The following is a 14647-nucleotide window of genomic DNA, read 5'->3' on the forward strand; positions in this document are numbered from 1 at the left end:
GTCAGCGGACGTTGGGGAGCACCGGACGGAGCGTGTTCCAGCGGGCGATCTCGCAACCGTCGGTCCGGTCGAAGGACGCGTCGACGTGCTGCCCCTGCCAGGTCCCGGTGACCCGGGCCGTGGCCGAGCCGCCGAACTGCTGGGTGCACATGGCGTCCGCGGGCACCGGACGGAAGGGGTCCGTGCCGCCCTCCCTGTCCGTGGGCTGCGCGAGCTCCGCCAGCCGGTCGCAGGCCTGCTGCGCCACCGGATGGGTGCCGCCGGCCGGGAGGCACCGCAGTTCGTACACGCCGTCGGCCTCCCGGTCGCCGGAGTCCGAGACCGTCACCGTCAGCCGGGTCTTCCCGGTGCCGTCGTCACCCTGGAGCGCCGACGGCAGCGGCAGCGGAAGGGACAGCAGCGGCAGAGGGCCGGTTGCGGCGGTCGCGGCGGTCGCGGCCGGTGCGGCAGCCGACAGTACGGCGAAGGACGCGACAGCGGTGAGAGCGAGGCGGCGCAGCATACGGAGCTCCTGTGGGACGCGGAAGAACGGCGGAGGCGGTACCCCCGTCTTCACTAACGCTCCGCACGCCGCGGCGTTGCGCAACCCGGACGCTTTGCTCTCGTGGCCGACTGCCTAGTACCGTAGGCGGCGATTGGAGAGACAGCGCTCAGCTGTGTCATCATCTGCACGCACCACTCGCGCTCGCGCGAAGTGTGCTGGAGGCGTCGCCTAGTCCGGTCTATGGCGCCGCACTGCTAATGCGGTTTGGGTCTTAAAGCCCATCGAGGGTTCAAATCCCTCCGCCTCCGCTTGATCGCTGAAGCCCCGAGCCACTGGCCGGGGCTTCAGTCGTATCCGGACGCGGAACGTGCTCGCGGCAGCGCGGGGCGAGGTGACCGAATGAGGCGCCACAGGGCGTTTTCGCAGGTCAGAGGTGGTGTGGGTAATGGATTTCGCGTGACGGCGCGGGTCATGTAATGTTGTTCCCGCAACGCCGACCAGGCAGAAAAGCCCGGAACGCCAAGCACTCGTAGCTTAACGGATAGAGCATCTGACTACGGATCAGAAGGTTGCAGGTTCGAATCCTGCCGAGTGCACACAGCTGAGAGGCCCCCCGGATAAGTCCGGGGGGCCTCTTGCGTGCCTGTGTCCGGACTCGCCGTTCCCCCTGTCCGCACTTGGCTGGTCGTCCTTCCGTTCGCGACCTGTTCATGAGGATCTCCGCCCCGGCCCGGAGCCTCGTTACGATCGCACGCATGAGCTGGCACTGCACCGGGTTGCGATGGCCCCAGGAAGGGCCGGTCCTGGGGTGGCAGAAGGGCGGGGCGACGGATCGGGCGAGGCGTGAGGCCGGTTCGACGCGGGTGAGTGTCCTTGTGTACGGGAAGGAACTCGGGTTCCGCGCCGGCGGTGAGCGGCACTGTGTGGGCGCTCGGGGGAATGCATGTCCGCTGGGGGCCATGGTGTCCGGGCGGAGTACGGGGGCGCGGTGCCCGGAGTGCGCGCGGCTGGACCGGGCGCACTCGGTGGCCGCCGACACGATTGCCGACGACCCGCGGACGTACCGCGTTTACCTCGCGTGGTTCGGGCCCTCCATGGTGAAGGTCGGGATCACCGCCGAGGAGCGGGGTGCGGCGCGGCTGAGGGAGCAGGGGGCCGTGGTCTACAGCTGGCTGGGGCGCGGGCCGCTGATGGCGGCGCGGCGTACCGAGGAGCTGCTGCGGTCGGCGCTGGGGGTGCCGGACCGGATCCCGTACGCGCGCAAGCGTGCGGTGCGGGCCGCGCTGCCCGGGGCGGCGGAACGGGTCGCGGAGGTCGAGGGGTTGTACGGGCGGGCGGCTGCGCTGGAGCGGGAGGGGGCCGGGTGGCCGCAGTCGCTGGAGCGGCTGCCGTTCGAGCCCGTCGACCACACGGGGTTGTTCGGGCTCGACGGCCCGGTCGAAGTGGCGCGGGTGGTGACCGAGTTGATGGACGGCGGGGTGGTCGCGGGGCGGCTGGTCGCGGCCGCCGGGCCCGATCTGCATCTGGCGGCCGCGGACGGGGTGGTCGTGCTGGACACCCGGCTGATGACCGGATGGGAGCTGGTCGGGGCCGATGCGCGGTCGGGGGTGACGGCGCCGGTGATCGATATCGGGGGCGGCGGCGTACAGGACGGGCTCTTCTGAGATCGTCGGTGATCAGGTCGGGACAGGACGGGTCGGGGCGGACGGGGAGTGCGCGGTGAGTGGCGGCAGCGATGAGGTGGTGCGGTTCTGGGAACGGCTCGGGCTGCCGGGACTGATCGATGTCCATACGCATTTCATGCCGGAGCAGGTGCTCCGCAAGGTGTGGGCGTACTTCGACTCCGCCGGTCCGCTGACCGGGATGGAGTGGCCGATCGCCTACCGGCACGACGAGGACGAACGGCTGGCGCTGCTCCGGTCCTTCGGCGTGCGGCGGTTCACCTCGATGCTCTATCCGCACAAGGCGGGGATGGCGGCCTGGCTGAACGGCTGGGCGGCCGACTTCGCGCGGTGGGTGCCCGACTGTCTGCACACCGCGACCTTCTTTCCCGAGGAGGGCGTGGAGCGTTACGTCCGCGAGGCGGTCGAGGCGGGGGCGCGCATCTTCAAGTCGCATATTCAGGTGGGGGCGTACGACGCGAACGATCCACTGCTCGAACCGGTCTGGGGGCTGCTGGCGGAGGCCGCGGTCCCGGTCGTGATGCACTGCGGGTCCGGTCCCGCGCCCGGCAAGTACACCGGACCCGAGCCGGTCGGCCGGCTGCTCGCCCGGCATCCGCGGCTGCGGCTGGTGGTGGCGCACATGGGGATGCCCGAGTACGCGGAGTTCCTGGCGCTGGCGGAGGCGTACCCCGAGGTGCGGCTCGATACGACGATGGCGTTCACGGACTTCTCGGAGGAACTCACGCCGTTCCCGGTGGCGGAGCGGGGACGGCTCGCAGACCTCGGGGACCGGATCCTGCTGGGGACGGACTTCCCGAACATTCCGTACCCGTACGTGCACCAGCTGCATGCCCTGGAGCGGTTGGAGTTGGGGGACGACTGGTTGCGGGCGGTCTGCTACGGGAACGCGCACGCGATGTTCGACCGGCGCTGAGCCCGCGCTTCCCGGTTTCTCAGGGAATTCACAGGATCGGGAAAGAACCCTCTCAGAGGCGTCTCACAGGGTTGCGGCATGACGACGACCACGCCCCAGGGGCGTACCGAACTGCTGAGGCCGGACCGCAATCCCGTCCGTGTGCTGGTCGTGGACGACGAGGCGCCGCTCGCCGAGCTGCTGTCCATGGCCCTGCGCTACGAGGGCTGGGAGGTGCGCAGCGCCGGGGACGGTGCGAGTGCCGTCCGCATGGCGCGCGACTTCCGGCCCGATGCGGTGATCCTCGATGTGATGCTGCCCGACACCGACGGGCTCTCGGTGCTCGGCAAGCTTCGCCGGGACCTCTCCGAAGTCCCCGTGCTGTTCCTGACCGCACGCGACTCGGTGGAGGACCGGATCGCCGGACTCACGGCGGGCGGCGACGACTATGTGACGAAGCCGTTCAGCCTGGAGGAGGTCGTGGCGCGGCTGCGCGGGCTGATCCGGCGGTCCGGGACGGCGACGGTGCGGAGTGAGTCGACGCTCGTCGTCGGTGACCTGGTGCTCGACGAGGACAGCCATGAGGTGAGCCGGGGGACGACCTCCATCCACCTCACGGCGACCGAGTTCGAGCTGCTGCGCTTCCTGATGCGCAATCCGCGACGGGTGCTGAGCAAGGCGCAGATCCTGGACCGGGTGTGGAACTACGACTTCGGCGGGCAGGCGAACGTCGTCGAGCTGTACATCTCGTATCTGCGCAAGAAGATCGACGCCGGACGGGCGCCGATGATCCACACCCGGCGCGGAGCCGGATATCTCATCAAGCCCGGTGAGTAGCCCGGTGAGTAGCCCGGTGAGCCGTCGGGCGCGGAGGCGGGGAGAGCGGTGGGGAAGAGGGCCGTGGACACTGCGGACCCGGCTGGTGGTGTCCGCGGTGACGCTGATCGCCGTGGTGGCCGCGGTGATCGGCTCGGTCACCACCATCGCCTTCCACAGCTACATGTACGGCAAGCTCGACGACCAGCTGCGTTCCATCGCCATGCGGGCCTCGAAGCCGCCGCCGGGCGGCGGCGCGGGTGGCCGGCCACTGCTCGCCGACGGCCCGGAGGACGATCCGCTGGCGTTCATAGACGCCCGCGGGCAGCCTTTCGGCACGCTCGGTGCGGTGTCCGTGGACGGCTCGATCACTGTGTCGAGCGTGGTCCAGGAGAACTCCGCCGCACTCGAGCAGAGCGCAGCGGCCGGTGAGAGGCCGTTGAAGGGGGCGGAGGAGAAGGCCCTGGAGGCGGCGGACATCGAGGTCGGGGAGGGGGCGCGGAGCGTTGATCTTCCCGGGCTCGGCTCGTACCGGGTGAAGGCCGTCGAGGGGGCGGACGGGACGACGACCGTCCTCGTCGGCATCCCCGCCGCCGAGGTGCGAGGCGCCCTCACCACTCTGATCCTCGTCGAGGTCTGTGTCACCGGGGCCGGGCTGATCGCCGCCGGAATCGCCGGGGCCGCCATGGTCGGGGTCGCGCTGCGGCCGCTGCGCCGGGTCGCCGCGACCGCCACCCGGGTCTCCGAACTCCAGTTGCACAGCGGTGAGGTGGCACCCCTGGAGCGGGTGCCGGCGGCCGAGGCGGATCCGCGGACCGAGGTCGGACAGGTGGGCGCGGCGCTCAACCGGATGCTGGGCCACGTCGGTTCGGCGCTGGCGGTGCGCCAGGAGAGCGAGATGCGGGTACGGCAGTTCGTCGCGGACGCCAGCCATGAGCTGCGGACACCGCTGGCCTCGATCCGCGGATACGCCGAACTGACCCGGCGCGGACGCGAGGAGACCGGTCCCGACACCCGGCACGCGCTGGGGCGGATCGAGTCCGAGGCGGAGCGGATGACGGGCATGGTGGAGGATCTGCTGCTCCTGGCCCGCCTCGATGCCGGGCGCCCGCTCTCGTACGAGAGCACTGATCTGTCACCGATCGTCGTCGACGCGGTGAGCGATGCCCGCGCGGCCGGGCAGCGGGGTCACCACTGGCGGCTGGAGCTGCCCGACGAACCCGCGACTGTGCACGCCGATCCGACCAGGCTCCACCAGGTGCTGGTCAATCTGCTGGCCAATGCCCGTACGCACACCCCGCCCGGCACCACCGTCACCGCGCGCGTACGGGCCGGGGCAGCTCATCCGTGGGTGACGCTGGAGGTGCAGGACGACGGGCCGGGAATCCCGGCGCAGCTGCTGCCACATGTCTTCGAACGGTTCGCGCGCGGCGACGCGTCGCGCTCGCGCAGCGCGGGTTCCACCGGGCTCGGCCTGGCCATCGTGCAGGCTGTCGTCACCGCGCACGGCGGCCGGGTGGAGGTGCGGTCGGAGCCGGGGTGCACGGTCTTCGCCGTCCATCTGCCTGCGGTTCTGCCTGCTGTTGCGCCGGTCCGTGCCGACTCACAGCACAACCACAGGTCCATCACACCGGTGTGACAGCGGGGTTGGCGACTGTCGATGACATGCGAACCGACTCTTCCTGGAGCACCTTGCCGGCCCGGGAGCATCTCCTGGCCGGAGCGGTCGACTCGGCAGATGCCCCCGTCCTCGATGTGGTGGTACCCGTCTACAACGAGGAGAAGGACCTCGAAACCTGTGTGCTGCGCCTGCACGACCATCTGGTGCGCACTTTCCCGTACGCCTTCCGGATCACCGTCGCCGACAACGCGAGCACCGACCGCACGCCCCAGGTGGCGGCCCGGCTGGCGGCGATCCTCCCGCGGTGCCGCTCGTACCGGCTGGAGGAGAAGGGGCGCGGACGTGCGCTGCGTACCGTCTGGTCGCAGTCGGACGCCCCGGTCCTCGCCTACATGGACGTCGATCTCTCCACCGACCTCAACGCTCTGCTGCCGCTCGTCGCACCGCTGATCTCCGGGCATTCGGACCTGGCCATCGGATCGCGCCTGGCCCGCAGTTCGCGTGTCGTGCGGGGATCGAAGCGGGAGTTCATCTCGCGGGCCTACAACCTCATTCTCCGGTCGTCGCTGGCCGCGCGGTTCAGCGACGCGCAGTGCGGGTTCAAGGCCATTCGGCGGGACGTCGCGCAGCGCCTGCTGCCGATGGTCGAGGACACCGGCTGGTTCTTCGACACCGAGATGCTGGTCCTCGCAGAGCGCGCCGGGCTGCGCATCCATGAGGTTCCGGTGGACTGGGTCGACGACCCCGACTCCACGGTCCACATCGTGCGGACGGCTACCGAGGACCTGAAAGGTGTGTGGCGGGTGGGCCGGGCACTGGCCGTCGGGGCACTGCCGCTGGACCGTCTCGCCCGGCCCTTCGGGGACGATCCGCGCGACCGCGGACTGAGCGGGGTGCCGGGCGGCCTGGCCCGGCAGCTGGTCGGGTTCTGCGTCGTGGGCGCGCTCTCCACCCTCTTCTATCTCGCCCTGTACTCGCTCTTCCGACTGGGCGCCGGCCCGCAGATCGCCAACGGCGGCGCGCTGCTGGTGTCGGCCGTCGCCAATACGGCAGCCAACCGGAGACTCACCTTCGGCGTACGCGGCCGGAGCGGCGCGGTACGCCACCAGGCGCAGGGCCTCGTCGTCTTCGCCGTCGGCCTCGCGCTGACCAGCGGCTCGCTCGCAGCGCTGGGCGCGGCCACCGGCTCGCCCTCGCACGGCACGGAACTCGCCGTGCTGATCGCGGCCAACCTCGCAGCGACGGTGCTGCGGTTCCTGCTGTTGCGCGCCTGGGTCTTCCCGGACCGGGCCCCCGCGGCCGGCCGCGCCGACGACACTCACCACGAACTGGGGAACGTCCGATGACCACCCTGCACCCCACCGACCGATTTCCGGCACCGCCGACCACGGCCGCACCGGCTGCGGACGAGCCGCTCCTGCGACGCGTACGGAAGGGCAGGCCCGAGGACCCGCGCTGGGCACGGCCCGCCTTCCTCGCCCTGCTGCTGGCCATTGCGCTGGCGTACCTGTGGAATCTCAGCGCCTCCGGCTACGCCAACTCCTTCTACTCCGCCGCCGTGCAGGCCGGCAGCCAGAGCTGGAAGGCGTTCTTCTTCGGCTCACTGGACGCGGCGAACGCCATCACCGTCGACAAGCCCCCGGCCACGCTCTGGCCGATGGCCCTGTCGGTGCGGATCTTCGGCCTCAGCTCATGGGCGATCCTCGCTCCGCAGGTGTTGATGGGGGTGGCGACGGCCGGGGTGCTGTACGCGGCGGTGCGCCGCCGGTTCGGCGCGGCTGCCGGACTGATCACGATGGCGGTGTTCGCGCTCACGCCCGTGGCCGCGCTGATGTTCCGCTTCAACAACCCGGACGCCCTGCTCGCGCTGCTGATGACCGTGACCGTCTACTGCGTGCTGCGCGCGCTGGAGAACGGCCGGACGAAGTGGCTGGTCTGGGCCGGGGTCGCGGTCGGTCTCGCTTTCCTGTCGAAGACCCTGCAGGCGTTCCTGATCCTGCCGCCGCTGGCCGTGCTGTACGCGGTGTGCGCGCCGACGACGGTACGGAAGCGGTTCGGCCAACTCGGGCTGTCGGCGCTCGCGATGGTGGTCGCGGGCGGCTGGTGGGTGGCGATCGTCGAACTCTGGCCTGCCTCCTCCCGCCCGTACATCGGCGGTTCACAGAACAACTCCTTCCTGGAACTGACCTTCGGCTACAACGGGCTCGGCCGGATCAGCGGCGACGAGACCGGCAGCGTCGGAGGTGGCGGTGGCGGTGGCGGTGGCCAGTCCGGCGGCCAGTGGGGCGAGACCGGCATCGGGCGGATGTTCAACTCCGAGATCGGCAGCCAGATCTCCTGGCTGCTGCCCGCCGCGCTGATCCTGTTCATCGCGGGCATCTGGATCACCTGGAAGGCGAAGCGGACGGACACCGCCCGCGCGGCCTTCCTCGCCTGGGGCGGCTCGCTGCTGATGACCGCGGTCGTCTTCAGCTTCATGGCCGGCATCTTCCATCAGTACTACACGGTCGCCCTGGCCCCCTACATCGCGGCGCTCGTCGGCATGGGCGTCACGGTGCTGTGGGAGGAGCGGGCCAAGTGGGCGGCGAGCGGAGTGCTCGGCGCCACCGTCGCTGTCACCGCTCTGTGGTCGTACGTGCTGCTGGGGCGAACCCCGGACTACCTGCCGTGGCTGCGCTGGGCCGTCCTGATCGGCGGTCTCGTGGGCGCGGCGGGTCTGCTGCTCGCGGCCCGGGCCGGGCGCCGGCTGGCGTTCGCCGCGGTGGTGATCGGTTTCGTCGCATCACTGGCGGGGCCGACGGCGTACACCCTGAGCACGCTGAACACCGGGCACCAGGGCTCGATCGTCACGGCCGGCCCGTCGGGCGCCAGCACGATGGGCGGTGGCGGCCGGGGCGGTCCCGGGGGTGGTGGCGGAATGCAGCCTCCGGGCCCGAACAGTCGGAACGGCCAGGCCAATCAGCAGGGCGGCGCCACGGGCCGGCCGCCGACCGGCGGCCAGGGCGGCTTTCCGGGCGGCGGCCGGCAGGGCCAGGCCCAGGGCAATCAGCAGAACGGCATGCCGGGCGGCGGCCCTGGCGGCATGGCCGAAGGCGGTATGGGCGGAGGCGGCGGCATGGGCGGTCTGCTGAACGGCTCGTCGGTCAGCTCACAGGCCAAGAAGCTCCTGGAGAAGAACGCCGACGCCTACACCTGGGCAGCCGCGGCCATCGGCTCGCAGAACGCCGCCAGTTACCAGCTCGCCACCGGCGACCCGGTGATGGCGATCGGCGGCTTCAACGGCAGTGACCCGTCCCCGACGCTCGCCCAGTTCAAGCAGTACGTCGAGGACGGAAGGATCCACTACTTCATCTCGAGCGGCACGGGCGGGATGGGCGGCGACAGCGGCACCTCGTCCAAGATCAGCTCGTGGGTCGAGGACACCTTCGAGAAGGTCACTGCCGGCAGTTCGACCTTCTACGACCTGACGCGGCCCAAGAGCTGATCCGAACCGGCCGTCAGCGTCGGAGCAGCAGATCGGCGACAACCGGGCGGTGGTCCGAGGCGAGTGTCTCGGCCACCGCCGCGTCGCGTACCCGTACGCCGTCCTTGGACACGGCCACGAAGTCGATCCGCTTCACGGGGTTCAGCGCGGGGTAGGTCGGCGCGCCCGGGTCGGCATCGGCCAGCTCCTCCCAGAGCGGGGCCAGTTCCGGGGCACCCGGCTCCGCGTTGAAGTCGCCGAGCAGTACCTTCCGCCCCTCGTCCTCCGCCATGACGCGCCGGGTGTCGGCGACCTGCGCGATCCGTACGGACGGGTCGCCGCGGTAGTCGAGGTGCGTCACATATACATGCACGGGCATCCCCTTCACCCGTACGACCACCTCGCCGAAGCCGGGCGCGGGCGCCGGCACGGGGTCGGGGTCCTGGGTGGAGAGCCGGGTGATCTCGTGGTTCTCGGCGCTCACGATCCGGTACCTGGACAGCACCGCGACGCCGAACTCACGCCGTGGCGCCCCCGGTGTCGTGGGATCGAGGCTGTATATCGGGGCGAACGACACCCGCATGTGCAGCCGCTCGGCCAGCTCGCCCGCGACATCCCGCCACTGGCTGCGGGTGTCCCAGTGGACGTCCACTTCCTGAAGCCCGATCACATCGGCGTCCAGTGCGCGCAGTTCCGCCGCCTGCCGGTCCAGATCGAAGACGTTGTCCATGCCGGCGCCCGCATGGATGTTGTACGTGGCGACGCGCAGCGGCACCGGATGGCCGTGCCCGGCAGCTCCGGCGGGCGGGACGGCGGCCACCCCCAACAGGCCCGCAGCGATCAGGACTTCCGCCGTACGGCGACGCAGTGACATGCCACTCCCGGTGCTAGTCGGCTCCCTCTCGGATCAGCGCCGAGCACCGTACCGCGCGAAAGTTGCTTGTACACCGTACGCAGGTTGCTTTACGGTGTACAACGATTCTCCCGTACACCGTATAAGAACTCCAGGAGCTCAAGGAGCCCGCATGACGGCGACCGAAGCCGCCCAGAACCGGCTCACGTCCCCAGGCCACCCGCAGCGCTGGATGATCCTCGGCGTCATCTGCCTCGCCCAGCTCACCGTGCTGCTCGACAACACGGTCCTCAACGTCGCGATCCCCTCCCTCACCCGGGAGCTGGACGCGTCCACCGCCGATGTGCAGTGGATGATCAACGCCTACTCGCTCGTCCAGTCGGGTCTGCTGCTCACCGCCGGCAGCTCCGCCGATCGCTACGGCCGCAAGAAGATGCTGCTCGCGGGCCTCGCCCTGTTCGGAATCGGTTCTCTGGTGGCGGGGCTCGCCCAGTCGTCCGCGCAACTGATCGCCGCCCGTGCGGGCATGGGCATCGGCGGGGCGCTGCTGATCACCACGACCCTGGCCGTCGTAGTCCAGATCTTCGACGACGCCGAACGCGTGAAGGCGATCGGTATCTGGTCCACCGTCAACTCGCTCGGTTTCGCCGTCGGGCCGCTGATCGGCGGGGTCATGCTCGACCACTTCTGGTGGGGCGCGATCTTCCTGGTCAACATTCCGGTCGCGATCCTCGGCCTGGTCGCCGTGGTCCGGCTCGTTCCCGAGTCCAAGAACCCGCGCGGCGACCGTCCCGACCTGCTCGGGGCGCTGCTCTCCACCGTCGGTATGGCCGCTGTCGTGTACGCGATCATCTCCGGCCCGGAACACGGCTGGACCTCGGGCCAGGTCCTGCTCACGGCCTTCACCGGGGTCGCCGTCCTCACCGGCTTCGTGCTGTGGGAGCTGCACATCCCGTACCCGATGCTGGACATGCACTTCTTCCGGAACCAGAAGTTCATCGGGGCGGTCGCGGGCGCGATCCTGGTGGCGTTCGGGATGGGGGGCTCGCTGTTCCTGCTCACCCAGCAGCTCCAGTTCGTCCTTGGCTACGAGCCGCTGGAGGCGGGCCTGCGTACGGCTCCGCTGGCGCTGAGCGTCGTCGCGCTCAACCTCACGGGGCTGGGCGCCAGGCTGGTGCCCAGGCCGGGCACGCCCGCCACCATCGCCACCGGGATGAGTCTGCTGGCCGCGGGTCTCGCCGCGATCGCCCTGTTCGGCGGCAACGGCTACGGCGGCATGCTGCTGGGCCTGGTCGTGATGGGCGCGGGAATCGCCCTTGCCATGCCCGCGATGGCCAACGCGATCATGAGTGCCATTCCGCCGGAGAAGGCGGGCGTGGGCGCCGGGGTCAACGGCACGCTGGCCGAATGCGGCAACGGGCTCGGGGTCGCGGTGCTCGGTGCGGTCCTGAACTCCCGGTTCGCCGCCCTCGTGCCGGCGGCGGTCGGCGCCGCCTCGCTGCCCGCCGCCGTCGCCGCGGCGACCGGAGACGGGGAGCGGCAGCGGATCACCGACGCCTTCGCCTCGGGGCTGGAGACGAGTCAGCTGGTCGGAGCGGTGGCGGTGCTGGCCGGCGGTCTGCTCGCCGCCGTACTCCTGCGGCGGGCGGAGCGGGCAGAATCGGCTCAGGCAGACTCGGCCGCGGCGGCGGCCTAGCATCAGGCGGGGCGTACCTAACCGTATGAATCCGGTTACTGCGCACACGGTACGGATCCGGTCCGTCCCGCCGGCAAGACGAGGAGAGTGCGCCATGGTGTCCGCGGCCGACCGTGTCAAAAACCGTGCCCGGACCAGCGTCTGGCTGGACCAGCGGACACCCTCGCGCCCCCGCAGGGCCGACCAGCCGGCCGGACTGGACCGCGAGAAGATCACCGCGGCAACGGTCCGGCTGCTGGACGCCGAGGGCCTCGCCAAATTCTCCATGCGCCGGCTCGCCGCCGAGCTGGACGTCACCGCGATGTCCCTCTACTGGTACGTCGAGACCAAGGACGACCTGCTGGAGCTGGCCCTGGACTCGGTCTACAGCGAGATCGCACCTCCCCGGGAGGAGACGCACTGGCACGACCGGCTGCGCGAACTGGCCACCACCTACCGGGAACTGCTGGTCCGGCACGCCTGGGTGTCGCCGCTCGCGGGTCACTTCCTCAACATCGGCCCGCACTCGATGCTGTTCTCGTACGCCGTCCAGGACGTGATCCGGGCGACGGGGCTGCCGCTGCGCAGGCAGACGGGAGCACTCTCCGCGGTCTTCCAGTTCGTCTACGGATTCGGCACCATCGAGGGCCACTTCGTGCAGCGCAGTGCGGAGGCGGGGCTCAGTCAGGACGAGTTCTTCCAGCAGGCGATGGGCACGATCCGGTCCCAGCCGCAACTCAGCCGGATCGTGGAGTCCTCGCAGGACCTGATGGACGCCCGCGGCGGCGACACGGTCGAGGAGATGCGGGAGCGGGACTTCACCTTCGCCCTGGACCTGCTGATCGCGGGCATCGAGGCGATGCGGGACCGCTGAGACCCTGCCCGTCCCGTACGACTCTCAGTACCCGCGCCTTACATCCACGGCCGTGTCCGGCACCCGCCCCTCCGCCATCGCCTCCCAGCACGCGGCGAAGTCGACGACGATGTCCTCGTCCGCCGTGATGCCCGCGGAGTGCGAGGTGATCACCGTGCGGGGCAGCTGCCAGCACCGGTCGCCGGGTCCGGCGGGCTCCTCGGGCAGTACGTCGAGCACCGCGCGTCCCACCGCACCGGTGTGCAGGGCGGCCTCCAGCGCTGGCATGTCCACTGTCGCGCCCCGGCCGACGTTGACGAACGTGGCTCCGCCCATGCCGGCGAAGCGGTCCGTCCCGAAGAAGCCGTCCGTCGCGGGGGTCAGCGGCAGCGTGGAGACCACCCACCGCGCCGAGGCGAGCGACTGTGCGTCGTCGTCCGCCCCGACGACCCGGTCGAAGCCCGCCGATGCCGTACGCGCCGCGCGCCCGACGCCCACGGTCCGGATGCCGCACGCCCGCAGCAGACCGGCGACGGCCGAGCCGATGCGACCGGTCCCGTAGATCACGGCGGTCTGCCCGGAGGCGAGTTCGGAAGGGATACGGCGCCACTCGGCCCGTTCGTGCTGGGCGGTGAACTCGGGGACGGACTGGCAGTCGGCGAGCACCCAGGCCAGTACGTACTGGGCGATCCGCTCACCCATTCGGCCCACCGTCCGGGTGAGCAGCGCCCCGGACGGCCACGGTCCGGCGCTGAGCAGGGCGTCCGTACCGGCGTTCACGCTGTGGAACCACACCAACGGTCCACCCCGAAGCGCATCCGGAAGCGTGGCCCCGACGCAGATGAAGGGTTCCTCCGGCGGTGTGCCGGAGAAACCCTGTTCCACCGGGCGGCCGGTGATCCGCTCCAGGCCGCGGACGACGGAGGCGCCGACGGTCGGCGCGGCCAGCAGCCGGGCCCGGGCGAGCAGGCCCGGCGCCGGAAGGTTCTCACTCATCCCGGAACAGCGGTCACTTGCCGGGCGCCAGGTGGGCGGGGAAACCGCCCGTGGCAATGGGCCCCCACCGCTCCGGAGTGATCCGGATGATCGACTTGCCCTGCTTCACCATCGCCGCCCGGTATTCGTCCCAGTCCGGATGCTCCCCCGAGATGTTCCGGAAGTACTCGACGAGCGGCTCGACCGAGTCGGGTGCATCGATCACCTCGGCCGAGCCGTCGATCTGCACCCACGCCCCGTCCCAGTCGTCCGACAGGACGATCACGCTGACGTGCTCGTCCCGCTTCGCGTTGCGGGCCTTGGCCCGTTCGGGGTACGTCGAGACGACGATCCGGCCCGAGTCGTCGACTCCACAGGTCAGCGGGGAGCCCTGGGGGCGGCCGTCGGACCGGGTGGTCAGCAGGATCGCCCGGTGCCGGGGCCGTACGAACGCCAGCAACTCATCGAGCTCCACGGCGGTGTTGGTCGCGATATTGGGTGCCATGCCCGCAGACTACGACGGCAGGGAGTCACCCTGCACGGCCTGGATGTCCAGCTCGACCCGGAGCGTCGTACCGATCGCCGAGATGCCGGCCTGGACCACCTGGTTGTAGTTCATGGCGAAGTCGTCGCGGCGCAGCTCGGCCGTGGCGCTGAACGCAGCGCGCGTCCCGCCCCACGGGTCGGGGCCGGTGCCGAGGTAGCTCAGGTTCAGGTCGATGTTTCGCGCGACACCGTGCATCGTCAGCTCGCCGTGCACGGTCCAGCGGTCGGGACCGGCCGGGGCCAGCCCGTGGGAGCGGTACGTGATCTCCGGGAACCGGTCCGAGTCGAGGAAGTCCGCGGACCGCAGGTGCTTGTCCCGCATGTCGTTGCCGGTGTCGATGCTGGCCGCGCTGATGATCGCGTCGACCCGGGACCGGTGGAGCTCCTCGGCGATCTCGATCCGGCCGCTGAACTCGGTGAACCGGCCGTGCACGCTGGAGATCCCCAGGTGCTGCGCGACCGCGCCCACCGAGGAGTGCGCCGGGTCCAGCGACCAGGCACCCGGCGGCGGCAGCTCCACGCCGCCCTGGCGGGCCAGCACCACCGTGCCGGCCTCGACCCGGCCGCTCGCCGTGACGAGGGCGGTCGACGCGGCCGGGGCGTACCCGACCGCGGTCACGATCACCGTGTACGCGCCGGCGGGCAGCAGAGCGTCCGTCCGGACCGCCCCGTCCTCGTCGGCCGCGGCTCGCAGCACCTGGGTGCCGGTCATGTCGGTCACCGTCACGACCGCGTGCTGGACGGCCCAGCCGTCCCGCGTCCGTACCTGTGCGCGAAGTCCCAT

13 protein-coding genes and 2 tRNA genes are annotated in these 14647 nt (G+C 70.8%); 10 read left to right on the forward strand and 5 right to left on the reverse strand.

Annotated elements, in window-relative coordinates; all coding sequences use genetic code 11:
• Position 1: 1 nt before the first annotated feature.
• A complete protein-coding gene (locus OHB49_RS22195) occupies positions 2 to 502 on the reverse strand; it encodes an SSI family serine proteinase inhibitor (RefSeq protein WP_329162426.1) in 501 nt (166 codons plus the stop codon).
• Between the two features lie 199 nt (positions 503 to 701).
• Here OHB49_RS22195 and OHB49_RS22200 point away from each other — a divergent pair.
• From OHB49_RS22200 to OHB49_RS22235, 8 genes are all read left to right on the forward strand, one after another.
• Positions 702 to 792, forward strand: a tRNA-Ser gene (locus OHB49_RS22200).
• Positions 793 to 1007: 215 nt separating this feature from the next.
• Positions 1008 to 1080 (forward strand) — tRNA-Arg (locus OHB49_RS22205).
• Positions 1081 to 1239: 159 nt separating this feature from the next.
• Positions 1240 to 2148, forward strand: coding sequence for a DUF2797 domain-containing protein (locus OHB49_RS22210; protein WP_329162427.1), 909 nt, complete (start codon positions 1240 to 1242; stop codon positions 2146 to 2148).
• A gap of 55 nt (positions 2149 to 2203) precedes the next feature.
• Positions 2204 to 3082: an amidohydrolase family protein gene (locus OHB49_RS22215; protein WP_329162429.1), complete on the forward strand. Its 879-nt coding sequence runs from the start codon at positions 2204 to 2206 to the stop codon at positions 3080 to 3082.
• Positions 3083 to 3160: 78 nt separating this feature from the next.
• Positions 3161 to 3898: a response regulator transcription factor gene (locus OHB49_RS22220; protein ID WP_030973902.1), complete on the forward strand. Its 738-nt coding sequence runs from the start codon at positions 3161 to 3163 to the stop codon at positions 3896 to 3898.
• A 16-nt stretch (positions 3899 to 3914) separates the two neighbouring features.
• Complete coding sequence (locus OHB49_RS22225) at positions 3915 to 5516, forward strand: HAMP domain-containing sensor histidine kinase (RefSeq protein ID WP_443079666.1); 1602 nt, start codon at positions 3915 to 3917, stop codon at positions 5514 to 5516.
• Between the two features lie 26 nt (positions 5517 to 5542).
• Positions 5543 to 6844: a bifunctional glycosyltransferase family 2/GtrA family protein gene (locus OHB49_RS22230; protein WP_329162434.1), complete on the forward strand. Its 1302-nt coding sequence runs from the start codon at positions 5543 to 5545 to the stop codon at positions 6842 to 6844.
• Positions 6841 to 8982 carry an ArnT family glycosyltransferase gene (locus tag OHB49_RS22235; protein ID WP_329162436.1) on the forward strand — a complete coding sequence of 714 codons (2142 nt, stop codon included), beginning with the start codon at positions 6841 to 6843 and terminating at the stop codon, positions 8980 to 8982. The genes OHB49_RS22230 and OHB49_RS22235 overlap by 4 nt, the downstream gene beginning before the upstream one ends.
• A 13-nt stretch (positions 8983 to 8995) precedes the next feature.
• On the opposite strand, the gene OHB49_RS22240 is transcribed toward OHB49_RS22235, so the two are convergent.
• Complete coding sequence (locus OHB49_RS22240) at positions 8996 to 9835, reverse strand: endonuclease/exonuclease/phosphatase family protein (protein ID WP_030973910.1); 840 nt, start codon at positions 9833 to 9835, stop codon at positions 8996 to 8998.
• Between the two features lie 151 nt (positions 9836 to 9986).
• Between OHB49_RS22240 and OHB49_RS22245 the strand changes: the two genes are divergently transcribed.
• Together OHB49_RS22245 and OHB49_RS22250 are read left to right on the forward strand one after the other, a co-directional pair.
• Positions 9987 to 11510, forward strand: coding sequence for an MFS transporter (locus OHB49_RS22245; RefSeq protein ID WP_329162438.1), 1524 nt, complete (start codon positions 9987 to 9989; stop codon positions 11508 to 11510).
• A gap of 94 nt (positions 11511 to 11604) precedes the next feature.
• Positions 11605 to 12363, forward strand: a complete 759-nt coding sequence (locus OHB49_RS22250; RefSeq protein WP_030973913.1) for a TetR/AcrR family transcriptional regulator — start codon at positions 11605 to 11607, stop codon at positions 12361 to 12363.
• A 24-nt stretch (positions 12364 to 12387) separates the two neighbouring features.
• Here the strand turns inward: OHB49_RS22250 and OHB49_RS22255 are convergent, their stop codons facing one another.
• From OHB49_RS22255 to OHB49_RS22265, 3 genes are read right to left on the reverse strand one after another with little or no spacing between them, the layout of a single operon-like run.
• The gene (locus OHB49_RS22255) at positions 12388 to 13338 is read right to left on the reverse strand and encodes an NAD(P)-dependent oxidoreductase (protein WP_329162440.1); all 951 of its coding nucleotides are present in this window, start codon (positions 13336 to 13338) and stop codon (positions 12388 to 12390) included.
• A 13-nt stretch (positions 13339 to 13351) separates the two neighbouring features.
• Complete coding sequence (locus OHB49_RS22260) at positions 13352 to 13822, reverse strand: PPOX class F420-dependent oxidoreductase (protein ID WP_329162441.1); 471 nt, start codon at positions 13820 to 13822, stop codon at positions 13352 to 13354.
• A 9-nt stretch (positions 13823 to 13831) separates the two neighbouring features.
• Entirely contained in the window at positions 13832 to 14647 is an 816-nt protein-coding gene (locus OHB49_RS22265) for a YceI family protein (protein WP_329162442.1), read from the reverse strand.

The sequence above is a fragment of the Streptomyces sp. NBC_01717 genome, from assembly GCF_036248255.1.
Classification (GTDB): Bacteria; Actinomycetota; Actinomycetes; order Streptomycetales; family Streptomycetaceae; genus Streptomyces.

Coding starts and splice junctions, on each gene's coding strand:
- OHB49_RS22265 (WP_329162442.1), bottom strand. CDS start 14,647: ATGGGACTTCGCGCACAGGTACGGACGCGGGACGGCTGGGCCGTCCAG.
- OHB49_RS22235 (WP_329162436.1), top strand. CDS start 6,841: ATGACCACCCTGCACCCCACCGACCGATTTCCGGCACCGCCGACCACG.
- OHB49_RS22260 (WP_329162441.1), bottom strand. CDS start 13,822: ATGGCACCCAATATCGCGACCAACACCGCCGTGGAGCTCGATGAGTTG.
- OHB49_RS22220 (WP_030973902.1), top strand. CDS start 3,161: ATGACGACGACCACGCCCCAGGGGCGTACCGAACTGCTGAGGCCGGAC.
- OHB49_RS22210 (WP_329162427.1), top strand. CDS start 1,240: ATGAGCTGGCACTGCACCGGGTTGCGATGGCCCCAGGAAGGGCCGGTC.
- OHB49_RS22245 (WP_329162438.1), top strand. CDS start 9,987: ATGACGGCGACCGAAGCCGCCCAGAACCGGCTCACGTCCCCAGGCCAC.
- OHB49_RS22230 (WP_329162434.1), top strand. CDS start 5,543: ATGCGAACCGACTCTTCCTGGAGCACCTTGCCGGCCCGGGAGCATCTC.
- OHB49_RS22195 (WP_329162426.1), bottom strand. CDS start 502: ATGCTGCGCCGCCTCGCTCTCACCGCTGTCGCGTCCTTCGCCGTACTG.
- OHB49_RS22240 (WP_030973910.1), bottom strand. CDS start 9,835: ATGTCACTGCGTCGCCGTACGGCGGAAGTCCTGATCGCTGCGGGCCTG.
- OHB49_RS22250 (WP_030973913.1), top strand. CDS start 11,605: ATGGTGTCCGCGGCCGACCGTGTCAAAAACCGTGCCCGGACCAGCGTC.
- OHB49_RS22255 (WP_329162440.1), bottom strand. CDS start 13,338: ATGAGTGAGAACCTTCCGGCGCCGGGCCTGCTCGCCCGGGCCCGGCTG.